At 42.1% G+C, this 24,740-nt stretch carries 16 protein-coding genes and 3 pseudogenes; 13 read left to right on the forward strand and 6 right to left on the reverse strand.

Annotation, left to right across the window (positions count from 1 at the left end; translation table 11 throughout):
• Nucleotides 1-330 precede the first annotated feature (330 nt).
• The 4 genes and pseudogenes from K1M91_RS04305 to K1M91_RS04320 all read left to right on the forward strand — a co-directional run.
• Nucleotides 331-1,002 (forward strand): annotated as a pseudogene (locus tag K1M91_RS04305) (transposase); the annotation flags it as partial.
• Nucleotides 1,003-1,664: 662 nt separating this feature from the next.
• Nucleotides 1,665-2,735, forward strand: a complete 1,071-nt coding sequence (locus tag K1M91_RS04310; protein WP_232800327.1) for a glycosyltransferase family 4 protein — start codon at nt 1,665-1,667, stop codon at nt 2,733-2,735.
• 447 nt (nt 2,736-3,182) lie between these two features.
• Nucleotides 3,183-3,534, forward strand: a pseudogene (locus K1M91_RS04315) (DUF4277 domain-containing protein); the annotation flags it as partial.
• A gap of 225 nt (nt 3,535-3,759) precedes the next feature.
• Nucleotides 3,760-4,152: pseudogene (locus K1M91_RS04320) on the forward strand (transposase); the annotation flags it as partial.
• 172 nt (nt 4,153-4,324) lie between these two features.
• Here the strand turns inward: K1M91_RS04320 and K1M91_RS21355 are convergent.
• Entirely contained in the window at nt 4,325-6,253 is a 1,929-nt protein-coding gene (locus tag K1M91_RS21355) for a methyl-accepting chemotaxis protein (RefSeq protein ID WP_282561088.1), read from the reverse strand.
• A gap of 148 nt (nt 6,254-6,401) precedes the next feature.
• On the opposite strand from K1M91_RS21355, the gene tadA reads away from it, so the two are divergent.
• Complete coding sequence (gene tadA / locus K1M91_RS04330) at nt 6,402-6,911, forward strand: tRNA adenosine(34) deaminase TadA (protein ID WP_232800328.1); 510 nt, start codon at nt 6,402-6,404, stop codon at nt 6,909-6,911.
• Here the strand turns inward: tadA and mltF are convergent.
• Complete coding sequence (gene mltF / locus K1M91_RS04335; protein ID WP_348983260.1) at nt 6,908-8,425, reverse strand: membrane-bound lytic murein transglycosylase MltF; 1,518 nt, start codon at nt 8,423-8,425, stop codon at nt 6,908-6,910. The two genes, tadA and mltF, sit on opposite strands and share 4 nt — an antisense overlap.
• A gap of 253 nt (nt 8,426-8,678) precedes the next feature.
• Between mltF and purL the strand changes: the two genes are divergently transcribed.
• The 6 genes from purL to cobC all read left to right on the forward strand — a co-directional run bounded on the left by purL (nt 8,679) and on the right by cobC (nt 19,529).
• Nucleotides 8,679-12,566 carry a phosphoribosylformylglycinamidine synthase gene (purL, locus tag K1M91_RS04340; RefSeq protein ID WP_232800330.1) on the forward strand — a complete coding sequence of 1,296 codons (3,888 nt, stop codon included), beginning with the start codon at nt 8,679-8,681 and terminating at the stop codon, nt 12,564-12,566.
• A 322-nt stretch (nt 12,567-12,888) separates the two neighbouring features.
• Nucleotides 12,889-15,234: a GGDEF domain-containing phosphodiesterase gene (locus tag K1M91_RS04345; protein ID WP_232800331.1), complete on the forward strand. Its 2,346-nt coding sequence runs from the start codon at nt 12,889-12,891 to the stop codon at nt 15,232-15,234.
• A 65-nt stretch (nt 15,235-15,299) separates the two neighbouring features.
• Nucleotides 15,300-16,772 (forward strand): cardiolipin synthase, encoded by a 1,473-nt coding sequence (gene cls, locus K1M91_RS04350; RefSeq protein ID WP_232800332.1) that lies wholly within the window; start codon nt 15,300-15,302, stop codon nt 16,770-16,772.
• 360 nt (nt 16,773-17,132) lie between these two features.
• On the forward strand, nt 17,133-18,164 hold the full coding sequence (gene cobT, locus K1M91_RS04355; RefSeq protein ID WP_232800333.1) for a nicotinate-nucleotide--dimethylbenzimidazole phosphoribosyltransferase: 1,032 nt from the start codon (nt 17,133-17,135) through the stop codon (nt 18,162-18,164).
• The gene (gene cobS / locus K1M91_RS04360) at nt 18,157-18,948 is read left to right on the forward strand and encodes an adenosylcobinamide-GDP ribazoletransferase (RefSeq protein ID WP_232800334.1); all 792 of its coding nucleotides are present in this window, start codon (nt 18,157-18,159) and stop codon (nt 18,946-18,948) included. Before cobT ends, cobS begins: the two co-directional genes overlap by 8 nt.
• On the forward strand, nt 18,933-19,529 hold the full coding sequence (gene cobC, locus K1M91_RS04365) for an alpha-ribazole phosphatase family protein (protein WP_232800335.1): 597 nt from the start codon (nt 18,933-18,935) through the stop codon (nt 19,527-19,529). Before cobS ends, cobC begins: the two co-directional genes overlap by 16 nt.
• 20 nt (nt 19,530-19,549) lie before the next feature.
• Here the strand turns inward: cobC and K1M91_RS04370 are convergent, their stop codons facing one another.
• The 3 genes from K1M91_RS04370 to K1M91_RS04380 all read right to left on the reverse strand — a co-directional run bounded on the left by K1M91_RS04370 (nt 19,550) and on the right by K1M91_RS04380 (nt 21,590).
• Nucleotides 19,550-19,705, reverse strand: coding sequence for a DUF3149 domain-containing protein (locus K1M91_RS04370; protein WP_232800336.1), 156 nt, complete (start codon nt 19,703-19,705; stop codon nt 19,550-19,552).
• Nucleotides 19,706-19,837: 132 nt separating this feature from the next.
• On the reverse strand, nt 19,838-20,725 hold the full coding sequence (locus tag K1M91_RS04375) for a TraB/GumN family protein (protein ID WP_232800580.1): 888 nt from the start codon (nt 20,723-20,725) through the stop codon (nt 19,838-19,840).
• Between the two features lie 37 nt (nt 20,726-20,762).
• Nucleotides 20,763-21,590 carry an SDR family oxidoreductase gene (locus K1M91_RS04380; protein ID WP_232800337.1) on the reverse strand — a complete coding sequence of 276 codons (828 nt, stop codon included), beginning with the start codon at nt 21,588-21,590 and terminating at the stop codon, nt 20,763-20,765.
• 585 nt (nt 21,591-22,175) lie between these two features.
• On the opposite strand from K1M91_RS04380, the gene K1M91_RS04385 reads away from it, so the two are divergent.
• The gene (locus tag K1M91_RS04385) at nt 22,176-23,198 is read left to right on the forward strand and encodes a porin (protein ID WP_232800338.1); all 1,023 of its coding nucleotides are present in this window, start codon (nt 22,176-22,178) and stop codon (nt 23,196-23,198) included.
• 75 nt (nt 23,199-23,273) lie between these two features.
• Entirely contained in the window at nt 23,274-24,029 is a 756-nt protein-coding gene (locus tag K1M91_RS04390; protein ID WP_232800339.1) for a DUF2057 domain-containing protein, read from the forward strand.
• Nucleotides 24,030-24,274: 245 nt separating this feature from the next.
• On the opposite strand, the gene K1M91_RS04395 is transcribed toward K1M91_RS04390, so the two are convergent.
• Nucleotides 24,275-24,727: an LPP20 family lipoprotein gene (locus tag K1M91_RS04395; protein ID WP_232800340.1), complete on the reverse strand. Its 453-nt coding sequence runs from the start codon at nt 24,725-24,727 to the stop codon at nt 24,275-24,277.
• Between the last annotated feature and the right edge of the window lie 13 nt (nt 24,728-24,740).

Raw genomic sequence — 24,740 nt, forward strand, 5'->3', positions numbered from 1 at the left:
CACCACAAAAGCGCTGCCTTGTATAAATACCCAACAATTCGCTGCAAAAATAATCACGAAAGATCAACAGACCCTAGCTACCAAAGCGAGATCCCGCCGCAGATATGACAGAGCTCATGCCATGGAATGTTGAAATCACTGGGGCAGATTAGCGCTTAACCAGCTAATTGAGCGCTTACACTTATTCAATTGCTTAAGCTCTTTGGTTAGGCCCTTCTCTAGATTTTTGTAGAAGGTGATTTCTTCTCGTTTCGTGGCTTGTTTGTTCTGGTCTAATCCCATCGGACACTTAATTTTGAGACAATAACGTCAATAGATTAAGGAAGTGATATGAGCCTGAAAAAATCACATAAAAGCTATCCTCAAGATTTTAAGGATGAAGCCGTTCTGATGGTGACAGAGCAAGGTTACAGTGTTGCGGAAGCGGCTAACTTACTTGGGGTTGGCACCAGTCTACTTTACAAGTGGAAAGAAAAGTTTGAAGCACAGCGCCAAGGCATTACTTTAGAAGAATCGGAGCAGGATGAATTGAAGCGGTTCCGTAAAGAAAACAAAGAATTACGCATGGAAAAAGAAATATTAAAAAGGCCAGCGCCTTCTTTGCAAAAGAAATGAAGTAAAATTTAGTTTCATTAAAATGTATTAGTTCAATTAAAAAACAGTCTGGCCAGTTCCCTATCGCCTTAATCTGCCTTGTGATGGGGGTGAGTAAGTCCGGTTATTATGACTGGCTTAAACGCCCTGCAACAATCATCAGCTTGGATACGTTGAAGTTATATCGTCGTATCCGACGCCTTTTTGAAAAGAGCTGTGGCAGCAGGGGAACCGTGAAATGGTAAAGAGACTGCGCAAAGAAGGCTGCGCAAAGAAGGCTGTCAAGTTGGTCGCTATCTTGTTCGTAAAATTATGCGTCGCTCACGCCTTAAAGTCATACAGCGACTGGCTTACAAGGTCACAACAAAGCGTAAGCACTCCGATTCAGTGGCTGACAATCTACTGAATCCTATTCTATATGTTTGCATCGTTGATTTCCAAGGTGAAACTGTCCCCCAGCAAAAAATACCTGCCAATAAAGGATGCTTTACTTAAACCTTATCATTGGCAATATCGTTGTTGGTATTGAAAGCATGCGCTGTTAGTATTGGATCTTCGATTAATGAAATGAGAATTAATTTCATCTTAGGCCGCGCCACGCACTCTGTATGAAAGCAACTCATGTCGGTAAAACCAAGGTGCAACTGACGCTAGATATATGTCAAGACCGCGAACCTTTCACAGCTAACCCCTTGCTGTGAAAGGTAATAAATCTTCAAGCATATTTAGTTAGAACAAAAATGTGAATTATTCATAAAAAGCTCTTATAATGCTGCGATAATATAAGGCGGCTAGTAGTGGGACAGCAAGTGCCCCATTATCCATACTGCAGAGTTTGCAATTGACCATAAGAGAGTGCCTTTGTTTAGCGACAATTTTAATGGGCTGGCTATAAACTTGGTGATAACTGAACTTTGATAAGGGAAGGAATGGCCGTTCCCTTACAAAGGAAAGCTCACCTTAATTAGCTTCGCTCTCTATTGAGGTATCTATTGTAGACTCTGTGCCGCGAAAATATTAAGCATTCGATATGCTCTGTAGAAGAATTCTTATTCAGTTTAGAGGTTTATGTGGAAAAAATAAATTTGGTTGTAGGAACAGGGATTAACGAATCAGGAGGTATTGCAACAGTACTGAATGTCTTTAATGATGCAGGCTTCTTTAAGAAAGAAAACGTAAGGCTAATTCAAACCCATACAAATTCTAAGCGTTTTTTTGGAATTAATAAATGTGCTTTATTCCTGCCGGCGCTACTGAAAATTATATATTACTCTATTTTTTTTAACGTTGGCCTAGTTCATGTTCACATGTCATCTAGAGGGAGTTTTACACGTAAGTCAATTGTTATTTCACTTGCAAAAGCTTTGAATAATAAAGTTGTTTTGCATTTACATGGCTCTGAATTTCAAATGTTTTTTGAAAATGAGTGCTCAGAACCTAAGAAACAAAAAATTCGAGATACTTTTTCTTCTTGTGATCGAGTTGTTGTTTTATCAAAGAGCTGGAAAAAATGGGTTGATACTATTGTAAAGGATAAAAGTAAAGTTGTTACAATTTATAACTCAGTACCTTCTTTGGAGCTTTCTCGAGATAAAGTAATCCCTGGAACGGTATTGTTTCTAGGGAGGTTAGGTAAAAGAAAAGGAGTTTATGAGTTAATTAAAGCAAGTGTAGGCTTAAGAAAAAGGTTTCCTCATTACAAGTTAATCTTAGGAGGGGATGGCGATGTTGAGCTGTTTAAAAAATATGCAGAAGAGCTTGGTGTTACAGATTGTATCCAATTTGTAGGTTGGGTTGCCGGGCGTAAGAAGTTGGAATTAATTGAAACTTCTCAGATATTTACCTTACCTAGTTTTAATGAAGGCTTTCCTATGGGGGTTATTGAGGCGATGTCCGCAGGCTTAGCGATTGTAGCATCAACCGCAGGAGGGATACCTGATGCGATTACGAATGAAGAAGATGGGCTCTTAATTGAAGCTGGTGATGCGGCGGCACTTGAAGATTCTATCGCTAAATTACTAGCTGATGAAGATTTATCTCAGAAGCTAGGAAATAGAGCTAAGTGTAAGTTTAATAATCACTTCTCTTTAGATGTTATTCTTCCGCAGTTTTCTGAAATTTATTCAGAACTAAGCGGATGAAGTTTTCCTTGGTCTTCCTGTGGTGTTGACTCATCTGTACTAGCTCGGACAAGAGCTGATGCATTGGCTTGGAAAGTGAGAGTTACCCGTTTTGATAAAAGTGTCGAATCTTTGAATCAAAACCCCAAAAAGAGGTAACTCACATTCCTCATATGTAGTGGTCAAGTATTTTTGGCCACAAGTTAGAATCAAGCCCGTATCTTTGCTCTGATTCATTTGGCGTTAAACCGCCATTGAAATGGTATGGTCTAACGTTGTTATAATGTAAGCGCTCAATACTCCGCATTATTCCAAATTTAATCTGAGCCTTTATAATCCGTCATTCCACAGCTAGTTCCAGATTTAATATAGTGTGAACGCACGAACATTTCTGCGCAATTTTGCCAAGCTCCTATTGACCGCGAATCCCTACTTTGATCTATTACTACTATTTAACGGTCGCTCATTATATCTGCCCCTCAGCCTGTCATTAAACGCCTCGATCACCTCGGCTTAATTGCTGCTTTTTGTTACGAAATCGGGTTACCTCGCTTTATTGGCTGAGCCATTCTCAAACTCTCGGGCCATCATGTCTCTCATGGTGATGCTGGGCTGGCAATGGTGCTTAAAAAGCCTTTGCCGAGGTCACCAAGCACCATATTCAATGCCTGAAGGCCGCACAAAACAGCCGTTACTTTATTGCTGATGCCGCGCTTTACACGCAAGGCAGTATCAGTCTCTTGATGAACAAAAGCAAAAATTCATTACGCGCGTCCCGATGACCATTAAGTCTGCCAAAGAGGCGCTATTAGCACTCGACTCAACGCAATTAGAGCCGATTGGCTAGGGGCTAAATCGATACTTCAGAAGTATAAATGTGCGTTAAGCGCTTCGCAATGGGCAAGCCTGATTGGTTAACTCTTGCCGAGTTGCAACGAAAAAACAACCTAGCGCCTCATAACGGTAAAATGTGTGCTTTGTTCTGGTCTAATCCCATCGGACACTTAATTTTGAGACAATAACGTCAATAGATTGAGGAAGTGATATGAGCCTGAAAAAATCACATAAAAGCTATCCTCAAGATTTTAAGGATGAAGCCGTTCTGATGTTGACAGAGCAAGGTTACAGTGTTGCGGAAGCGGCCAAGTCACTTGGGGTTGGCACCAGTCTACTTTACAAGTGGAAAGAAAAGTTTGAAGCAGAGCGCCAAGGCATTACTTTAGAAGAATCGGAGCGGGATGAATTGAAGCGATTGCGTAAAGAAAACAAAGAATTACGCATGGAAAAAGAAATATTAAAAAAGGCCAGCGCCTTCTTTGCAAAAGAAATGAAGTAAAATTTAGTTTCATTAAAATGTATTAGTTCAATTAAAAAACAGTCTGGCCAGTTCCCTATCGCCTTAATCTGCCTTGTGATGGGGGTGAGTAAGTCCGGTTATTTGCTTAAGAATTATGACTGAATATTTTAAGCAAGGAAATTATGGTTTAATATTTCAGTTTTTAACTGGTTGAATTATTAGAGTTTAAACTGCTTATTAATAATCTTAAAAAGCAATAAACTAAAATGAAAACGGTGGCGTTGGCCACCGTTTTTTCATCGCTGATTGCAAATCAATCAACTTTAAACTGCGACATGGTCTGTTTTAACTTAGCTGATAAGCTAGAAAGTTGCTCGCTTACTTCATTGGCTTGTTCAACAGAAAGCAGTGACGAAGCGCAGGCATCTTGCATTCGTTCAGTACTTTGGTTTACTTCATGAGTGACGTCAACTTGCTGTTTTGATAATTGCGCGATATTTTCAATCATTTCATATAATTCAGCAATCGAGTGGAAAATGGCATCTTGCAGAGCATCTGCTTGATTAAGCTCATTAATACCTTCATTGGCGTGTTCAAAGGTACTTTCCATTTCATTCACTAAAGTGCGCGCTTCTGTTTGTAGTGCTTCAATACTTTGTTGAATTTCTAAGGTTGAGCTTTGTGTACGACTGGCAAGGGTGCGCACTTCATCAGCAACCACGGCAAAGCCTCGTCCGGTTTCACCTGCTCGCGCAGCTTCAATGGCAGCATTAAGGGCTAATAGGTTTGTTTGTTCGGCAATGCCTTGGATCACATCGAGTACACTGCCAATTTTTAAACTTAGTTGCTCAAATTGGCCGACTCTTTGGTTGGTTTGACTTACCCGCTCAACTAGTTGCTCAATTAATCGTTTTACGTGTTGTGATGTTGCATTGTTTTGTTCACTGTCTGTTTTTACTTGATCAATGCTCGACATCACCTTTTGTACTTCGGCTTCTTCTTGATTGATATTTTGCATGACTTGAACCATGGCACTTGCTACCACATCAACTTCCTGTTGTTGTTTAGTCAGGGCTTGATAAACCCCTGCTGATTTTTGTTGCATAGTCTGGCTTTGTGATGCCGTTTGATCGGCTGCTAGGTTGGCTTCAATTATCAATTTACGGGTTTTCTCTAGGAAAGCATTAACACTATGGGCCATAGCACCGATTTCATCTTTAGAATGAATGGAAATTTTCTGTGTTAAGTCACCACCGCCGCGAGCTAGGTTTTGTAGAGCACTGGTCAGCATGGTTATTTTCGACAAAATACGGTTGCTGATAATAAAGGTGAGGGCAACTAATAATGCGACAGCTGAACACAGTAAAATAACCCAAAGATCGCTAATTAAGCTAACAACGTTCTCTTGTACAGCCTGGTTGATATTATTGGCCGTTTGCTGGTTTCCTTCGCGGACTTTATCCAATGATGAGTTTAAGGTTTGTTGTGTTAATTTGGCTTCGTTGTTTAAAACTTGTTCTACTTCATTTGCACTGGTATCAATTAAGCTAGAGAATTGTTGGCCTAAGGTTTCATTCAATTGTGCTTGTTCTGATGTATCTACGGCGATGATGAACTTGCCAATAACTGAGCCTTTAGGGTTAATATCCGCTTCAGCAATATAAACCTGTTTTGACAACTTTGCGCCACTGATCAGTTTATCCATTTTCCTTCTGCCCGTGCCTTGTTCTATTAACGCTGTCACTTTGGCTGAGCTACGGTCAATATGCCGAGTTAGGTACTTTCCTTGTGCGTCAAAATAGATGGCAAATAACACTTTAGGATTTTGATGAGCCGCGATAACTAACTCTGTTAGTTTGGGAATATCTTTATCCCAAATATATGGAGGAGAGACGGAAGCGAGTAAAGTCGCTTGCGCTTGAATACTTTGTTTGGCGTGGTTAGCGACCAAATCACTAATATTTTTTTGTGCCTCATTTAAGCCATGATTTAAGCTAGTGTCGAGTGCTCTTTGGCTTTTTTGGGTGCTACTGAGCATTGCGTTTGCGATGGCTTGTTGAGCTAAGTCTATAGTTTGCTGCGTACTTTGATTGCTGCTTTTAAATTCGAGCGCCAAATTATCCACTAGGCTGTTAATGCTACTTTTAGTCACGCTTAGAGTAAGGAGCGTCTGTAGGGCGACCAAAATAAATACTGCTAGCATAACTTGCAGTAATAGAGGGCTTTTAAATCTCGCGAGCATACTATGACCCTATTCGGTAAAGGTATAAGATCTAAGTCTAGCAAGCTATTTTAGCGAAATGTATCAGAATTGTTAATTTATGCTGTGTTGCGCAATGATTGCCTCGTAAGGTAGCTTCAGCCATAATGCGCCGATTCAAGGAGGCGGTATGTCAGAAGACGATGAGAAGTGGATGCGGCATGCATTATTACTGGCCGACAAAGCGCAGGCAGTCGGTGAAATTCCAGTTGGTGCAGTATTAGTTAAAGATAATCAAGTGATTGGTGAAGGCTGGAATCAGTCTATTTCGCTCAACGATCCATGTGCCCATGCTGAAATTATCGCGTTGCGCCAAGCCGGTGCAAATATCAATAACTATCGCTTATTAGATACAACTTTATACGTTACCTTAGAGCCTTGCCCTATGTGTGCAGGGGCGATGGTACACGGGCGTGTGGGTCGCCTTGTTTATGGCGCTGCTGATGCTAAAACAGGCTCGGCAGGTAGCGCTTTTAATTTGGTTGCTAGTGACAAGTTAAACCATAATTTGGACGTTTGCGCTGGCGTATTAAGCGAACAGTGCAGTGAAAAAATAAGCGCGTTTTTTCGCCAACGCCGCGCTGAGCATAAAGCGCTAAAATTAGCGCAAAAAGCGGCGTTAGCTAAAGGAGAAAATTAAGGCGTTACTATTTCGGTGTTGATTGCAGCACTGGCTTGTTCTAACGTAACCGCTGAGCTCGTTTGCTCAAGTGTCGCTGTTGCTGAAGAGGCATCTTCACTCAAGGTTGGCGGTTGTTCCTGTAATGCTGCTTGCTCTGCCAGTAATGCTTCTTTGGCTTGCTCACGAATTAGCCAAACCAAGCTCTCCTGGTATTGGCGAATGTTATTAACATAATGGCGCGCTTCACCACCACGTGCATAGCCGTATCGCGTGCGTTGATGCCATTGTTTACGTTGTAATAAAGGCAATACATCTTTTACGTCTGCCCAGTTGTCTTGATCTTTACCGATCGATTTAGTTAGTCGCCTCGCATCCATTAAATGACCAAAGCCAAGATTATAAGCCGCCAGTGCAAACCAAATTTTTTCATCTTTATGCACGCTATCTGGTATTAAGCCTAATAAATAGGTGAGATATTTTGCCCCACCTTCAATACTTTGCTCGGGATCAAGACGGTTGGTTATGCCCACAAAATCGGCGGTGTCGTTGGTTAGCATCATCATGCCTCGAACACCCGTTGGGCTTCGAGCATTGGGTTTCCAGTGACTTTCTTGGTAGCTAATAGCAGCCAACAAAATCCAATCAAATTGCTCCGTTTGATATTTTTCAAATAGCTCGCGATAGCGAGGTAAGGTTGTTTTTGCACGCTGTAAAAAGCTGCGGGCATCCACAAAATCAAATTTTTCAATATGACCAAAATAACGCTCAATTAATTTGGCAACATGGCCTGATTGATGGTTACTACCAATAAACTCAATCAGAGCGGAATACAAACTATCGTCAATACTTTTCTTTAACATCCAAGCAACGGGAAGCTGTTTTTCTAGGGTAAAGGCTTCAGCTAAACTGGGGTAATATCGCTGTGCTCGCGCGAGCACTTTATCATCTACCATGGCATAAGTTGCTTCGCCGTCTGCCACCATGCGCAGTATTACCATTGGATCTTCATCGTCAGTCGCAATCCAATCTAAGGTGGGGTATTGAATTTTGCGTTGTTTGAGCAGTTCCTCTGGGCCGGAGTCTTTCAATACTAAAATAGGGTCATCCACTTCAGAAAAGTCTTTCGGTTTATTGCTGCCCTGACGATAAACTAAGGTACGCGAGACATTATAAAATGGCGGAGCACTGCGATATTTTTCGGCGCGCTCTGGTGTTAAGGTTAACCCTGCGGCAATAAAATCGATGTTGCCGTTATCTAACTCATTAAATAATTCAGTCAATGAATAGGCGGGGGACATATCAAGGCGCACCCCTAAGTGGTTGGCAAAATCATTGGCTAACTCGTAATCCATACCTGATAACGTATCACCAACATAAACATAACTGACAGGGGTGTTTAAGGTGCCCACGCGCAGCACGCCGCGTTGTTGTATTTGTTGCAATTGACTAAAGTCTTGCAAAGGCTCACAGCCACTCATGAATAGACTCAGGGCTAGCAACAATAAACATGTAATAGAAGAGTTGTTTTTCAAACGTTAGAACTGCCTTAATAACCAAAATCAAACTATTTATACCAGCTATAACTATCTGAGTCATTAGAATCAAAATAAAGCTGCGAAGTGAGTAGCTTATGCCACTGTTATTTGATTTTTGTTTTATCTTATGTGGGTGGTGAGGTCATCTCAACAGCTTCTTATCTCATCTGTTGTATAGCCTTGTCTTCTCCTTTTCTCTATAATACGCGCGATTCAAACCCCACCCACACAATAAGAGTGAGAGATGTTGATGGAAATTTTGCGAGGTGCACCTGCACTGTCAGCTTTCAGAGTGAGCCAGTTACTGAAAAACTGCGTTGATTCACAACTGCCTGTAACCAATATTTACGCTGAATTCATGCACTTTGCCGACGTATCGGCATCATTAACTGAAGCTGAGTTATCGGTTTTAGCAAAATTATTAACTTACGGACCGAGTATTCAAGAGCACGAGCCAATTGGCCAGCTTGTCTTAATTACCCCTCGCCCGGGTACCATTTCTCCTTGGTCATCGAAAGCGACCGATATTGCAAAAAACTGTGGTTTAAGCAAAGTGAAGCGTTTAGAGCGCGGCATTGCTTATTACATAGAAGGTGAGGTTTCACCTGAGCAACTTAGCCAAGTTGCTGACTTATTGCACGACCGTATGATGGAAACCGTATTCAACGAACTTGCTCAAGCAGACAAGCTGTTTGTACAAGCGCAGCCAGGTGAAATGTCGAGTGTTGATATTTTAGCGGGTGGCCGTCAAGCGCTTGAAACGGCAAACGTTGAACTAGGCTTAGCGTTAGCGGAAGACGAAATTGATTACTTGGTTGAAAACTTCACTAAGTTAAACCGTAATCCAAATGACATTGAATTAATGATGTTTGCGCAAGCTAACTCTGAGCATTGTCGCCACAAAATTTTTAATGCCGATTGGACAATCGATGGTATCGAGCAGCCAAAGTCGCTGTTCAAAATGATCAAAAATACCTACGAAAACTACAGCGAAAACGTATTGTCAGCCTATAAAGACAATGCCGCGGTAATGGTGGGGTCTAAGGCAGGTCGCTTCTTCCCAGATGTAGACAGCCGTGAATATAACTACCACCAAGAAAACATTCACATTTTAATGAAGGTTGAAACCCATAACCATCCAACGGCTATTTCGCCTTGGCCGGGCGCAGCTACGGGCAGCGGCGGTGAAATTCGTGATGAAGGCGCAACGGGTATTGGCTCTAAGCCAAAAGCAGGCTTAGTCGGTTTTAGTGTATCTAACTTACGCATTCCAGGTTTTGAACAGCCTTGGGAAACTGACTTTGGCAAGCCTGGTCGTATTGTTTCCGCGTTGGATATTATGCTAGAAGGCCCATTGGGCGGCGCGGCATTTAACAACGAATTTGGTCGTCCAAATATTTTAGGTTACTTCCGTACTTATGAAGAGCAAGTAAACAGCCACAATGGCCTTGAAGTACGTGGTTACCATAAGCCAATTATGTTAGCGGGTGGTTTAGGTAACATTCGTGAAGAGCATGTTGAGAAAAAAGACATTCCAGTTGGCGCTAAGCTAGTGGTGCTGGGCGGTCCTGCGATGAATATCGGTCTTGGTGGCGGCGCGGCATCGTCAATGGACTCGGGGCAATCGGCAGAAGATTTAGATTTTGCGTCAGTACAGCGTGAAAACCCAGAAATGGAGCGTCGCTGTCAGGAAGTGATCGATCGCTGTTGGCAAATGGGTGACGATAACCCCATCCAATTTATTCACGATGTGGGCGCGGGCGGTTTATCCAATGCAATGCCTGAGCTGGTTAATGACGGCGGCCGTGGTGGTAACTTTAATCTGCGCGCTATCCCGAACGATGAGCTAAGCATGGCGCCACATGCGATTTGGTGTAACGAGTCGCAAGAGCGTTATGTAATGGCGATCAAGCCTGAAAACATGGCAGTATTCGAAGCTATTTGTAAGCGTGAGCGCGCGCCGTTTGCGGTATTAGGTGAAGCAACCGAAGAGCTGCACTTAACCCTAAACGATGATCACTTTAACAACAAACCAATCGATTTACCGATGGATGTGTTGTTAGGTAAAGCGCCGAAAATGCACCGCGATGTGAAAAGTGCGAAAGCGCAAGGTAAGGAATTAGATACTTCCGGTATTACAGTAAAAGATGCGGCGCATCGTTTACTGCGTTTGCCTTCTATTGCTGAGAAAACCTTCCTTATTACTATTGGTGACCGCACGGTAACGGGTCTAGTGGCACGTGACCAAATGGTTGGCCCTTGGCAAATTCCGGTAGCTAACTGCGCCGTGACGGCAAGTAGCTACGATACATATACCGGTGAAGCGATGTCATTAGGTGAGCGTACGCCAGTTGCGTTACTTAACTTTGGCGCCTCTGCGCGTTTAGCGGTGGCAGAAGCCATCACTAACATCGCAGCAACCAATATTGGTGAGCTAAACCGTCTTAAGCTATCTGCTAACTGGATGGCGGCAGCGGGTCACCCGGGTGAAGATGCCGGCCTTTATGAAGCGGTGAAAGCGGTCGGTGAAGAGTTGTGTCCTGAGCTAGATATTACTATTCCAGTAGGCAAAGACTCGATGTCGATGAAGACTAAGTGGGAGCAAGACGGAGAGGCGAAAGAAGTGACCTCACCATTGTCACTTGTGATCACAGCGTTTGCTCGCGTTGAAGATATTCGCGATACGGTCACTCCTGAATTGCGCACTGATAAAGGTGACAGCGAGCTGATCCTTATCGACTTAGGCAACGGCAAAAACCGTCTTGGCGCCTCTTCACTAGCACAGGTGTACAAACAGCTTGGTAACGACGTACCAGATGTTGATAGCCCTGCATTGCTAAAAGGTTTCTTCGATGCTATCCAATCTTTGGTAATCGATAAGAAACTATTGGCTTACCACGACCGCAGTGACGGTGGTTTATTCACCACTATTGCGGAGATGGCATTTGCCGGTCATGTCGGTGTTGACGTAGCACTTGATGCCCTTGGCACGGATGATTTAGCGGTACTGTACAGTGAAGAGTTAGGTGCTGTGATTCAAGTTCGCAGCAGCGACAAAGAAGCCGTATTAACGACGCTGGCAGGCCATGGCTTGGCGGCAAATAGCCATGTAATTGGTACGCTTAATAGCGACGATACGGTGCGCTTTACCCGTAATGGTGAATCGGTACTGACTGAGTCTCGTAATGAACTTCGTATGGTGTGGGCTGAAACCACTTACCAAATGCAAGCCATGCGTGACAACCCTGAGTGCGCTAAGCAAGAGCTTGACGCCAAAGCAGACGTCAAGGACCCAGGTTTATCGGCTAAGTTAAGTTTTGATATCAATGAAGATATCGCTGCGCCTTACATTGTTAAGGGCGTTGCGCCGCAAATGGCGATATTGCGTGAGCAAGGCGTTAACTCACATCAAGAGATGGCGGCAGCATTTGATCGCGCTGGTTTCTCTGCGGTAGATGTACACATGAGTGACATTTTAGCGGGTAACGTCAATCTTGAGCAGTTTGCTGGCTTAGTGGCATGTGGCGGCTTCTCATACGGTGATGTACTCGGTGCCGGTGAAGGTTGGGCTAAATCTATCCTATTTAATGACCGCGCTCGTGACCAGTTCCAAAGTTTCTTTAACCGTAATGATAGCTTTGCACTCGGTGTGTGTAACGGTTGTCAAATGCTATCAAACCTAAAAGAGTTGATCCCAGGGTCAGAGTTATGGCCACGTTTTGTGCGTAATAATTCTGAGCGTTTTGAAGCTCGCTTTAGTTTGGTTGAAGTGCAAGAGTCCGCGTCTATCTTCTTAGGCGGTATGGCTGGCTCACGGATGCCAATCGCTGTTTCTCACGGTGAAGGTCGTGTTGAAGTAGCCAGTGCTGACGCATTAACCGCCATAGAGCAATCTGGCACGGTAGCACTGCGTTTTGTTGACAACTATGGTCAACCGACACAAGCCTACCCCGCTAACCCGAATGGTTCGCCAAACGGCATTACAGGTTTAACCACGCAAGATGGTCGTGTCACGATCATGATGCCTCACCCAGAGCGTGTGTTTAGAACGGTAGCCAACTCTTGGCATCCTGATGAGTGGAGCGAAGACAGCCCATGGATGCGTATGTTTAGAAATGCGCGTGCTAATATAGGTTAAATCTAGTACTTAAGTATTAAGGCTGAAACAGTGATGTTTCGGCCTTTTTTTGTGCCTGTAACTAATCAATAAATATAAACGAGCTCAAGAGTTTGATGCTGATCTCACTTTAATTAAACTAGATATATATTTTAGAACTGCTGGGAAGCTTATCTTTCATAATAATGTTCTCATTTGAGTCCTTGCTCTCAGCTCAATATCAGTTGTACTAATAATTATTCTACTAAAACTGAGTTTTAATGTTCTTTGTCTGATTGGTTTGTTTTGGGCAGCAAACTAATCGGCGAGCGTTTTGTTCACTTGAACATAATAGGTGGTTTGCTTGAGTTTAAAAACGGTTCTTTATTTTGGTGATAATGCCTTATCGGCAAAAAAACTTGTAGAACAAATCCTAACTCAGGAGTTGTTTAGTTTTTCTGATGTGAATAACAGTAACGATTTTGAAGAAAAGTTGCAGCAAGCTTGGCAACTGATTCTGATTGATAAGCCTGTTACACCAAAGCAACAAGACATGCTATCAAAATGCCAAACTCAGCAGCAAACACAGCTGGTTCATCTGCAATTAGACTTAATTCAGAGAGAGCTCACTGGTGATTTAATGGCGCAAAACCGCATACTAAAAAAACAATTAGACGATGTTCACTCTTTATTAAAAGCCACTGTAAACACTATCCCAGATCTTATCTTTTATAAAGATCCTACTAGCCGTTTTATGGGCTGTAATCAGGCTTTTGAAGTGTTTGCTGGTCAGCCTGAATATGCCATTTTAGGTCATACAGATGATGACTTTTTTGAACCCAATCAGGCGTTAATGTGTCAAGAGCAAGATAAATACGTGGTTGAATCGGGTGAAATTCTTACATCAGAAGAAACTCTGACTTATCACAACGGTGAGAAGCACTTAATTGATATGTACAAGGTCCCTTATTTTGATAAACAAGGAGAAGTACTAGGGTTAATTGGTGTTGGTCGAGATATTACCGAAAAGCGCAAAGCTGAGAAAAAGTTAAAACGCGCAGCCATTGTGTTTGAAAATACTCAAGAAGGGATTCTAATTACTGATAAAAAGGGCACTATTTTATCGGTTAATCCGGCTTTCAGTTTGATTACTGGTTACAGTGAAGAAGAAGCGCTAGGTAATACGCCAGCATTACTTAAGTCGGGTAAACATGATGATGCGTTTTACCAGTCATTTTGGCATCAACTAGACAGTGTGGGTAATTGGCATGGTGAAATTATTAATCGACGTAAGAATGGTGAAGATTATCATCAATGGCTGAATATTAGCTCAATCAAAGATAAGAATAACGCAGTCACTAACTATGTTGCTACTTTCTCTGATTTAAGTGAGTTGAAACAATCAGAAGAAAAGCTGCAATATATTAAATATCATGACAGTTTAACAGGTCTTGGTAACCGCCTGTTCTTTGTTCATCGCCTCGAAGACAGTGTGCAACGGGCACGGCGTAATGGCCATGGTTTTGCCATTATGCATATTGATCTTGACCGCTTTAGTCGAGTGAATAAGAACTTGGGTCATAATTTTGGTGACCGTGTATTGAAAGAAGTGGCCAAAAGGTTAACGGAGATATTTTCTGAAAAAGATGTGATCGCCCGTTTCGGTAGTGATGAGTATGCGATCATGATAGATGAAATGGTTCATGAACAAGATGCTGCTCATGCCGCGAAGAAATTGGCTAGAGAGTTATCTTGTGGCTTAATTGTTGACGAACAAGCCGTATATTTAAATGTCAATATTGGTATTAGCCTCTATCCCGATGATGGGGAAACCGCCGATTCGTTACTCAGTAATGCCGAAGCCGCGTTGATCAGGGTTAAACAAGATCGAAGTAACTATTACGAGTTTTATACTGAAGAATTGACTTTGGCCGCGCAGCGACAATTTACCTTAGAAAATGAGTTGCGATTTGCCTTAAGACGCAATGAGTTTGAACTTTATTACCAACCTCAACTTGATTTGAAAAAAAATAAAGTGGTCGCTGTAGAAGGGTTAATTCGTTGGAATCATCCGACTAGCGGCATTATAGAGCCATTGTCATTTTTGTCTGTGGCTAAAGAAAGTGAGTTAATGGCAAACATCGACTTATGGGTGATCCAACAAGCATGCTTACAAGCGGCGGAGTGGGAAGAACAAGGCATACACTTTGGTCGGGTTGCTGTGAATTTATCCCTTTGTGTATTAATGCAAGCCGATTTGATGAGTAATGTGTTGAGTTACTTAAAAGACACAGGCTGCGCCGCTCACTTGTTGGAATTTGAGGTGCAGGAAGACGTATTATCAGATGATTCGGCCGTGGTGCGGGCTAATTTGATTAATATGAGTAAGCTTGGTGTGCGTTTAGCGATTGATGACTTTGGAACTGGCCGTTCATCCCTTAATAATATGAAGAGAGTTCATGTGGATAAAATCAAAATAGCGCAAGATTTTATTCGTCATGCTCATGTCGACCCGATAGAAAAGGCTATCATTAAATCAATTGTTTCGTTGGGAGATAATCTCGGTATTGATGTTGTAGCCGAAGGCACTGAAACCGATATGCAAGTAGAGTACGTGTCTGACTTGGGTTGTCATTTAGTGCAAGGCTTTCATGTTTCAAAACCAATGCGCAAAGCAAAAGCTGCATTTTTCTTGCGTTGTCGTCGTTAAGGCTTACTTGACGGCGCGCTCTGAAGGTATGATTATGTAATCTAAATTATGCCTTTAGGGTTATCATGTTAAGTGAATGGATTAATTACGTTTGGCGTGACGTGCTAGCTTGGAGCTTAGTGTTACTCCATACCTTGATCATCATTTCTGTTTCCTTACGCGTCATCATGAAACGCCGAGAAATTGGTATTTCATTATCTTGGCTAGCAATTATTTATGCATTACCTTTTGCCGGTGTTGGCTTTTATTTCCTGTTTGGTGAATTAAACCTAGGAAAAAAACGTGCGCAGCGCGCGACACACATGTTTTCACCTTTTAAATTAGCCATTGAAACTTTTCGCGAAAACCAGTCTGCCCGTGCCCTTGAGGTGAGCGATACAGCCAAGCCCATGCATGATTTAATTGAAGGCTTGTTGGGAATGCCCAGTATTGCGGGCAATCATTTAACGCTACTGGATACAACAGATACTATTTTGCTTGAGCTGATTGAACAGGTTAATCAGGCCGAGCACAGCTGTATGATGGAATTTTATATCTGGCATTTAGGTGGTTTTTCTGACCAGCTTGCAGATGCATTAGGTAATGCAGCCAAACGTGGGGTAGATTGTAAACTGTTATTAGATTCTGTTGGTAGCCGTGCTTTTTTTGATTCTGAACTCCCTGATGAGTTGCGCGCTGCAGGGGTACAGTTAGTTGAGGTGTTAAAAAGCGGCCCATTGAGAATGTTTTTTCAGCGACAAGATTTGCGCATGCATCGTAAATTGGTCTGTATTGATGAGCGGATCGCTTATACCGGCAGTATGAATATTGTTGATCCCCGTTTTTTTAAACAAGATGCAGGCTTAGGTGAATGGATTGATGTGATGGTTCGGGTACAAGGGCCAGCCGTTGCTTTGATTACATCTTTATTGCAGTGGGATTGGGAGATGGAAACGGGCGAACGGCTGTTAACTCCCTTTGGCACGCAAGACACATTACATGGTGGTTGCGGCGACCGCGTGCAGTTGATCCCTTCAGGTCCATTCCCCGGCGGTGACTGTATTCATCAATTACTGCTGACCTGTGTTTATCAAGCCAAGCACAGTTTGGTACTAACAACGCCTTATTTTGTTCCCGATGATAGTTTGCATAAGGCCTTACAGGCCGCGGCCCATCGCGGTGTACAGGTTAAAATTATTTTACCGGCACTGAATGATTCATTAATGGTGAAATATGCCGCTAGTGCATTTTATGACGAGCTATTAGCTGCGGGCGTTGAAATATACAAGTTTCATGGTGGCCTATTACATACAAAAAGCATTGTGGTTGATGAAGTGGTAGCACTGGTGGGAACGGTGAACCTTGATCGACGCAGTTTTTGGCTAAATTTTGAAGTGACTATGCTAGTGGATGATGCTGAGTTTGCTGGGCGGGTTTTGAACCTGCAATTACAGTATATGCTCGCGTCAGAAAAATTAACGCTTAATCAGTGGCGGCAGCGGTCGCGTATTAGGCGTTTTTGGGAGAATGTTTTTTATTTATTTAGCCCTATTTTGTAAATAATCCCAGCTCGACATAACCAAAACAGCATGCTTGCTCTCACCAAAACGTGGTGAATATGTTCCTTTGCACTTTCATTCCTGAAATCGAAATATCGAGATAAAAGTGTTCCATTCATTATATTGGTTGGTTTAAACAGAGCAAAAGTGAAAGAAAGTAATGTCAGTTGCGTTACTTTTTAAACTGAAGTTTATTGTTAATTTTTCTTGGATTAATTCCGATTAAAGAGCATTTTTTAGCCGTGAAGAGATAATTTTTTCGATCCGCTAGGCGCTTTCACCGTGGGATTGTGATTTGTCACTGTTTTTTCTTCGTTGCTAGGCTATAGTAAGCGGCTTTATTCTCATCTGAAATTCGCTATGTTTACAATCCCTGCGTTAAATCAACAGCTTGATACTGAAATTCAACATTGCCTCGATAACAAAACTAAACCCCTTGGTAGTTTAGGTAAACTTGAATCCCTTGCTTTGCAAATTTGTCGTATTCAGCAGACATTAAAGCCTAATTTATCGCAGCCACAAATGTTGGTTTTTGCTGCCGATCATGGTGTCGTTGCGGAAGGGATAAGCTTGTTTCCTCAAGGGGTAACACAGCAAATGGTGCTTAATTTTATTCAAGGTGGTGCGGCAATTAATTGTTTTTGTCGTCAACACGGCATTGAATTTCGCGTGGTTAATGCGGGAGTAAATGGTGAGTTGCCAGAAGATAGTGTGTTAATTAATGCGTCGATTGCCAAGGGGACACAAAACTTTGTTACTCAGGCGGCTATGACTATGGCGCAATGCGAACAAGCGTTAACTAAGGGGGCTGAATTAGTTGACGATCGCCATAAACGTGGTGCGAATGTTATTGGTTTTGGCGAAATGGGGATAGGTAACACCACGTCGGCCGCTGCGTTAATGGCTGTGACGTTAGGATTGAGCGCAACTGAATGTGCTGGTCGTGGCACAGGCTTAGAAAAAACGGCGGTAGAGCATAAGGCTAAAGTTATTCAAAAAGCCCTTAAAAGAATTAAAGGTAACAAGCTTTCACCACAACAAATTTTGGCTGAATTTGGCGGCTTTGAAATTGTTATGATGTGTGGCGCTATGCTCAAAGCGGCAGAGCTAAGAATGTTGGTGCTTGTAGATGGCTTTATTGCCACCAGTGCTGCTTTAATGGCGAGTAAAATGGATGGGAATTTTATTGACTACGCCGTTTTTTGCCATAAATCAAAAGAGCAGGGCCATAAAAAAATGCTTAAGGCTATGGGGGTTGAGGCTCTACTTGATCTTGATATGCGATTAGGTGAAGGCTCTGGTGTTGCTGTGGCTTATCCATTATTAGTATCGGCCATATCTTTTGTCAACGAAATGGCTTCCTTTGATTCAGCAGGTGTCGACCATGCCTGATGTCTCTGCGCCTAAGCCCTTTTTTTTAGTTGGGCAATGGCGTCGATTTATTCATGCGTTGACATTTTATACCCGAATACCTTGGCCAAAAGGTATGACATTTAACGGGCAAGATCTGGTTAAAGGGAATGTATATTTTCCGTTAGTAGGTTGGTTGGTTGCGGCCGTTGCTTGTTTAGTCTACTGGTTAGCGAGTTTAGTGCTGAGTGAGTCCATTGCGGTAATTTGCTCGATGGTGGCGACTATCTGGTTAACAGGCGCATTTCACGAAGATGGCTTTGCAGACACTTGTGATGGCTTTGGTGGTGGTTACGGCAAACAAGCCATTATGACCATCATGAAGGACTCTCGGGTGGGTACTTATGCCAGTGTTGGCTTATGTTTGCTGCTATTACTGAAGCATCAGGCGCTGTTGAGTGTGCCTGATATCTTACTTAGCGTTTGGGTGGGTCACAGTGTGAGTCGTTTCGTACCGCTACTATTAATGGCATCGCTTCCTTATGTACGGGAACAATCTGACAGTAAAATAGGCCAAACACAGTTAGGGTTGTCAATTGGGGAGTTATTCGTGGCTGCTGTGCTGGCTGCTCTTCCGTTGTATTGGCTAGCAGGAGAGGTCATTATGGTTACCATCGCATTGTTGGTGGTCACTTTTTTTGCATTACGTTACTGGTTTAACAGAGTCTTAGGGGGGATTACTGGAGATTGTTTAGGTGCCAGCCAGCAAATAACTGAAGTGCTGGTGTACTTGGTATTGGGAGCATCAGTATGGAATGTTATCTAATACGTCACACGCAGCCCGATGTAGCCGTGGGCACTTGCTATGGGCGTTTAGATTTACCCCTTAGTGCTGATTTTGCTGAGCAAGCAAAACCACTTGAAGCGCTCGTTAGAAATATGTCGCCAAATCAAGTTTATTCAAGTCCGGCACAACGTTGCTTATTACTTGCGCAAAAGTTGACGACAACGCCGTTAATTGAGCCCAGTTGGTCAGAGTTTGACTTTGGTGATTGGGAGGGTCGTTTATGGTGTGATATCGAGAAAGGTGATATCGAACAATGGAATGACAACCTTGTTCACCACCGTTTACCCAATGGCGAGAGCTTAGAGGTGTTTCATCAACGCGTAGTAAAAGCTTGGTTCGCGCTTTGTAATAGCAAGGATAATGTCGATAGTAAGATAGTGATCGTTACTCACGCTGGCGTGATCCGCTCCATTGTTGCTTCGTTACTGGGGATCCCCCTTGAAAATAGCGTACAACTTGGTCTGGCTTATGGCTCTGTCACTAAGGTTATTTGCCAAGGCAAATATTGCAGGCTTGACTACCTTAATCGCTTGCCTGACAAAAAGCTGGATTGCACCTAAGTCAGGGCAATCCAATGAAATCATGCTTTATGGGCTTCAACTGGCGGCTTCGCATTTTTTATTTTGATTAAAAAATACACCGCATAAAAGGTGCATAGGCCAACTGTGGTGCCAATAACAGCCATAGATGCAAGTCCGATAGGGTTGCCAAAAAGTAGGTCCATCCAAAGTTCCATCACTGTATCCTCATATATAGCTAGTGACGAAAGTGTAAAAACATCTCGTTTTAAATGTGATGATCCTGATCAAGCAAGGATGTTATAGCAACGTTAATCGAGTCAAGGCGAAAGGAATCTTCGCACAATTTGTTAATCAACAACACTGGCTGGCTCAATCTCTTGCGCAATGCTTGTGACTTGATAGCCGCTCTGCTCGAGTAGTTCAATCAGGTTGGATTCACCAGTAAGGTGTAATGTACCAACGACAATGAATGCGTCACTTTCTTTGGGGAGTGCAGTTAATTGCTCGAACCAGTCTTGATTTCTCTCTAACATCATTGTTTGAAAAGCATTGAGATCTTTTTCTGGCTGGTCATTTGCAATGAGTAAGGTTGTTAATTTCGACAAGTTACCTTGAGACCAAGCCTCTAATAACTTGGGAGCGAGTTGGTCGATTTCTGCTAACTCTTTCATACTTTGCTCAACAAATTCTTCACTCTCTTGCGCTAGCTGCGACATATTCCAGATTTGTTTTTGCATGTTTTCAAGTTGAACGATAGGTTTTTTGACTTTATTAGCGCTTTGAATGAAATGTTGATCAATACCCATTGCGGCTAAATAGCCAATTTGCTCTAACTTTAAATGCATGGCTGAAATAATAACAAACCAAGGTTGTAATGCTTTTACTTCAGGACGATTTAATCCCAGCGGCTTTAGCATAGCCTTTAAAGTGCGATATTGTTCAATAGGCATAACGTCAGCTAGCCTTTGCGGATTAGGTAAGTGGGTTAAGCGTTGTACTTCCTCTAAATCCGATTTTGTTACTCTGCTCATATCGACTTCTACGATAAGTTGTGAAGCATTATTGAATGCTTGTTCTATATGAGCGGGAAGAGGATAAAGCTCTTCACTGCCGACATGAATGGAGCCTAAAATGTGCAGTGTTGCATGATCTTGTTTGGTCAATTGCCAGAACGCAGGGGTGCTATTAGCAAAGCAAAATTGAGATACGAGGGTTGCAACAAAAAATAATACCATCCGTTTCACATTAGTTTCCTTTAAAAGAGTGTGCTAATTAATCGCTTTTATTTAACAGGTAATCGAGCCAACGTGTTGGTAATACTCTTCGCAACAGAGCAAAAACATAGGTTGGCAAGGTAACATAATACCGCGCTTTGGGTTTAGGTGCTTGAATCGCGTGCTTGAGCGCGCGAAATACGGCTATGGGCTCTAGGGTAAATGCACTATTGCTTTCTGATGCGCTAAGGCGAGCAATTGTATTTTCATAAGCTTGCTGGTGATGGCTATTCGCAATATTAATGTGTTGGTGAAATGCTCGTAGTGCATTATGTCTAAATTGGCTTTTGATGGGGCCGGGCTCTATTAAACATACATGGATGCCTGAGCCAGCTAACTCTAACCGCAAGGTATCGGTTAATCCCTCTAAAGCAAATTTACTGGCGTTGTAGGCTCCGCGGTATTTCATCGCGACTAATCCTAATACCGAACTATTTTGTATAATTCGGCCATGACCTTGGCGGCGCATCACAGGGATAATAAGTTTGGTTAATTCATGCCAGCCAAATAAGTTGGTCTCAAATTGCTCCCTTAGGGCTTGTGTTGGTAAGTCTTCCACGGCGCCAGGTTGGCCAAAAGCTGCATTGTTGAATAAGATATCCAGTTTGCCATTAGTAGCAGTTAGAATTTCATCTACTGCAAGCTGTATAGATTGAGGATCAGACATTTCCATATAAATAGCTTGGCAGCCTATTGCGCGTAAATGGGCCAAGTCTGATTTTTTTCGCGCTGTGGCAAAAACCTGAAAGCCAGCTTGTTGTAGCTGGGCTGCACAATAAAGACCGATTCCGCTAGAGCACCCGCTAATTAAAACTGTCGAATTCATTATTTTCTCTACTGATAGACATGAAATGTACAATAACCAAGGCTTAACTTAAGCAAAAAGGCGAGCTAACTCAAATACTCAAACATAATTTGTGTTGAAAAGTTGAACGCTCGGTTAAGGGCGTTATAATCCTTTTACTTACAAAATACTCAAATTTTGTATTTATATTCAGCCTTGGCTAAGGCTTGACTTAGTCCTATGATAAATAAACATGAATTAGCAGTGCTGGACATTTTGCTAACAAATGTTTAGATATTCATTGTTAGCTAAGCAGTATTTAAACCCCTTTGGTAACATTCAAAATCACGTAACCCATTGTTTTATAATGGTTTGAAAAAGGTTCAATATATTTTTGTGATCAAACTCTGTTTTCTGTTCTTTGTTTGGTAAATTATATTGATAATTTGTAATGCGAAGGTAGTATGAAATTCCATAAGGCGGTGAGCAAATGATTTGCTATACCACCAAATAAGAATTTGTAACTAATTTGGTTACATTTAATGAAGAAATAAAGTTCCAGCTGTATAGGATTTATACACACAGGAACTGACTTAAAACGCTGAGTCTATATTCAAGGAGCGACAAATGTTTAAGAAAACTCTAGTAGCAGCTGCTTTAGCAACTGCATCGATGGGCGCAAATGCAGCAATTCAACTAGCTGGCGACGCAGTACAATTTTACGGTCAAGCTGCTGGTTTTGTTACAATTGCATCACCTGATGCAAAAGGTGCAGACGAGACTATCACTGCAACGATCGAATCTCGTATTGGTTTCCGTGGTGTAGTTGAGTTTGAAGATTTCGGTCCAAACTTCCTATGGCAAATCGAAGGTGGTAACGCAAACCACGGCGGCTTTGATTCTGCTACACCTTGGACACACAATGACAACGGTCAGCTAGGTGCTCGTGATACTTACCTAGGTCTAGGCTTTGATGGCGTTGGTTCTATCAAATACGGTCGTCAGTTAGTTGCTGCTTACAATTACGTTGACTGGCCACACTCAAACCCTGGTCTAGGTAACGTGTTCGACTGGAACAACGATATTAACGGTGGTTATCAAGATCGTGCAGATAACGTAATCCGTTTTGATTCTGAAACCTTTAACGGTTTTAACTTCCAAGCAACTGTAAGTGGCATGGAATCGACTACTGATGCAATCGTTGCAAGTATTGCTGCATCTTACCAAGCTGGCCCTGTAAATATTCACGGCGGTTACTACAACCAAGCTGAATACAAAGATTCTGCTGGTGTTAAGAAAGGCGATACAAATTACGCAATTCTAGGTGCATCTGCTGGTTTTGATTCATTAACGTTTACTGCTGCTGTTAAGCTTATGAACAATGAATTAGCAGACCAAGAGCAAATTGCATACTCTGCTACTGCTCAGTACGTTAACAACTCTTTTGTTTACAAACTAGGTTACGCTGCAACTACCGATGCAGAGCAAAATGGCAACAAGATGAAAGATACTGGCGATACAGCTATCACAGCTCGTCTAGGTTACTTGTTACCAAGCACTTACTTGTTCATGGATCTACGTAACTACAAAATGAACGCAGCAGATGGTTTTGATAACAACCTATTAATCGGTGCAGAATACTACTTCTAATACGAAGTGAAACTACTGCCTTATTAATTTATGTAAATGAGCACCTTCTGGGTGCTCTTTTTTTTGAAGGAAATTATGATGAGAATTTGGTTAAAAATGGTAACAGTGGGGTTGCTGACTGTTTCATTTAGTAGTTTAGCTAAAGTTGAGGTGAATCTGAAAGATGATGTGAATGTATTAGTTATAAATGGCGAAGAGGTTGGCTTTCGTTTAAAAAAATTATCCACTTTGCAACTAGATAATGGCTTTAATCAAATTGTGGTTCGGGTCGCTAAACTGGTTACTAGGTATGGCGAGTATGAGAAATTTAATTCTGATCCAGTAGTCATAAGCTTTAACGCTGCCGATCAAAAATTGGATGTAGGTGTTGAAGATAGCATTAATACTGTCGAGCAAGCTGAAGCATTTAATCAGAATTCAGCTTTCATTATTCAGTCTGCAAAAGGTATTGATTATAAACAAGATAAGTTACCGTTATTAGGCGGTATTTCACGAGACTATGCTAAAGAGCTTAACGCATATAATCGTAAGAATGATATTACTGTAGCTGGTGCAGCGCAGACGGCTCTTAATAACAATACTGTTCAGAGTAATACGCAGTCAGCACCAGTTAGGGTTAACTCTACCGCTGTTGAAATGGTCCGCTATTGGTATAATGAAGCTGGTAAGAATGAGCAGAAGGCATTTGAAGATTGGGCATTTAGTAACCGAGTTGAAGTGAAGCAACCATTGATCTCTGATTCTAAGCCGTTAGAAATGTTAGCCTATTGGTATGCAAAGGCTGATAAAGCAGATAAATCTAGTATTCTTAGTTGGTTACTAAATAAATAGGCTTATTTTAGACTATCGCTTTTTACGCGCCAAATTAGCATTAGTGAGTTAGCTCGTGATGGGCTAACTAGACTAATCGCATTAGTCTGGCCTGAACTGTCAGTCGAGAAATGATGTTTCAGTATCTGCTTAGATTTGGGCTAAATTTCAACCTCTCCAAGTCGCTTTCTTCAAGCTCATGTTTTCCAAACCGGAACGGATGTGTTAGGCATCTATCTCAACTAAATAAGCTTGATTGTAAGTTATTAATAGTAAGTAATCTTTTTCACTTTTTGTGGCATGCTTTGCATTTCGTTTATGTAATAAAGCTGCTCAGTATCTAATTCTAATTCGGTGGCATACATTTCACCCATTGGGTAGCTTTGCACCACTCGTGCTCCTTTGATCAAGCCATCTACTTGGGCCTTTACCTTATCTGAGCCGATAATGTATGTGTTTAAGGTATTTTGACTGCTGATTTGTAGCCCATAAACTTGTTCCGCTAGCTCTCTATAAGCATCGAGTTTAGATGCGCGGATAGCATTGAGCATTTTTTGCTGCTTAGTTACGCCAGGTTGTAAATCAATTGGAGCATAGCCCACTGCAATCAGAACAGGGAATTTTTCTGGTTTGACGGTTTCATACTCGATGTGCGTATTTGCAATTTGCGAACAACCACTAAGGAGTAATACTGCAGCAATGAGAGGCGCTTTGAACATAGCGATGACTCCT

Source organism: Motilimonas sp. E26, from assembly GCF_021278025.1.
Taxonomy (GTDB): Bacteria; Pseudomonadota; Gammaproteobacteria; order Enterobacterales; family CBDFNC01; genus Motilimonas.

Coding starts and splice junctions, on each gene's coding strand:
- K1M91_RS04370 (WP_232800336.1), bottom strand. CDS start 19,705: ATGGAACTTTGGATGGACCTACTTTTTGGCAACCCTATCGGACTTGCA.
- cobT (WP_232800333.1), top strand. CDS start 17,133: ATGTTTACAATCCCTGCGTTAAATCAACAGCTTGATACTGAAATTCAA.
- purL (WP_232800330.1), top strand. CDS start 8,679: ATGGAAATTTTGCGAGGTGCACCTGCACTGTCAGCTTTCAGAGTGAGC.
- cls (WP_232800332.1), top strand. CDS start 15,300: ATGTTAAGTGAATGGATTAATTACGTTTGGCGTGACGTGCTAGCTTGG.
- K1M91_RS21355 (WP_282561088.1), bottom strand. CDS start 6,253: ATGCTCGCGAGATTTAAAAGCCCTCTATTACTGCAAGTTATGCTAGCA.
- cobC (WP_232800335.1), top strand. CDS start 18,933: ATGGAATGTTATCTAATACGTCACACGCAGCCCGATGTAGCCGTGGGC.
- K1M91_RS04375 (WP_232800580.1), bottom strand. CDS start 20,725: ATGGTATTATTTTTTGTTGCAACCCTCGTATCTCAATTTTGCTTTGCT.
- K1M91_RS04385 (WP_232800338.1), top strand. CDS start 22,176: ATGTTTAAGAAAACTCTAGTAGCAGCTGCTTTAGCAACTGCATCGATG.
- K1M91_RS04395 (WP_232800340.1), bottom strand. CDS start 24,727: ATGTTCAAAGCGCCTCTCATTGCTGCAGTATTACTCCTTAGTGGTTGT.
- tadA (WP_232800328.1), top strand. CDS start 6,402: ATGTCAGAAGACGATGAGAAGTGGATGCGGCATGCATTATTACTGGCC.
- K1M91_RS04380 (WP_232800337.1), bottom strand. CDS start 21,590: ATGAATTCGACAGTTTTAATTAGCGGGTGCTCTAGCGGAATCGGTCTT.
- K1M91_RS04390 (WP_232800339.1), top strand. CDS start 23,274: ATGATGAGAATTTGGTTAAAAATGGTAACAGTGGGGTTGCTGACTGTT.
- cobS (WP_232800334.1), top strand. CDS start 18,157: ATGCCTGATGTCTCTGCGCCTAAGCCCTTTTTTTTAGTTGGGCAATGG.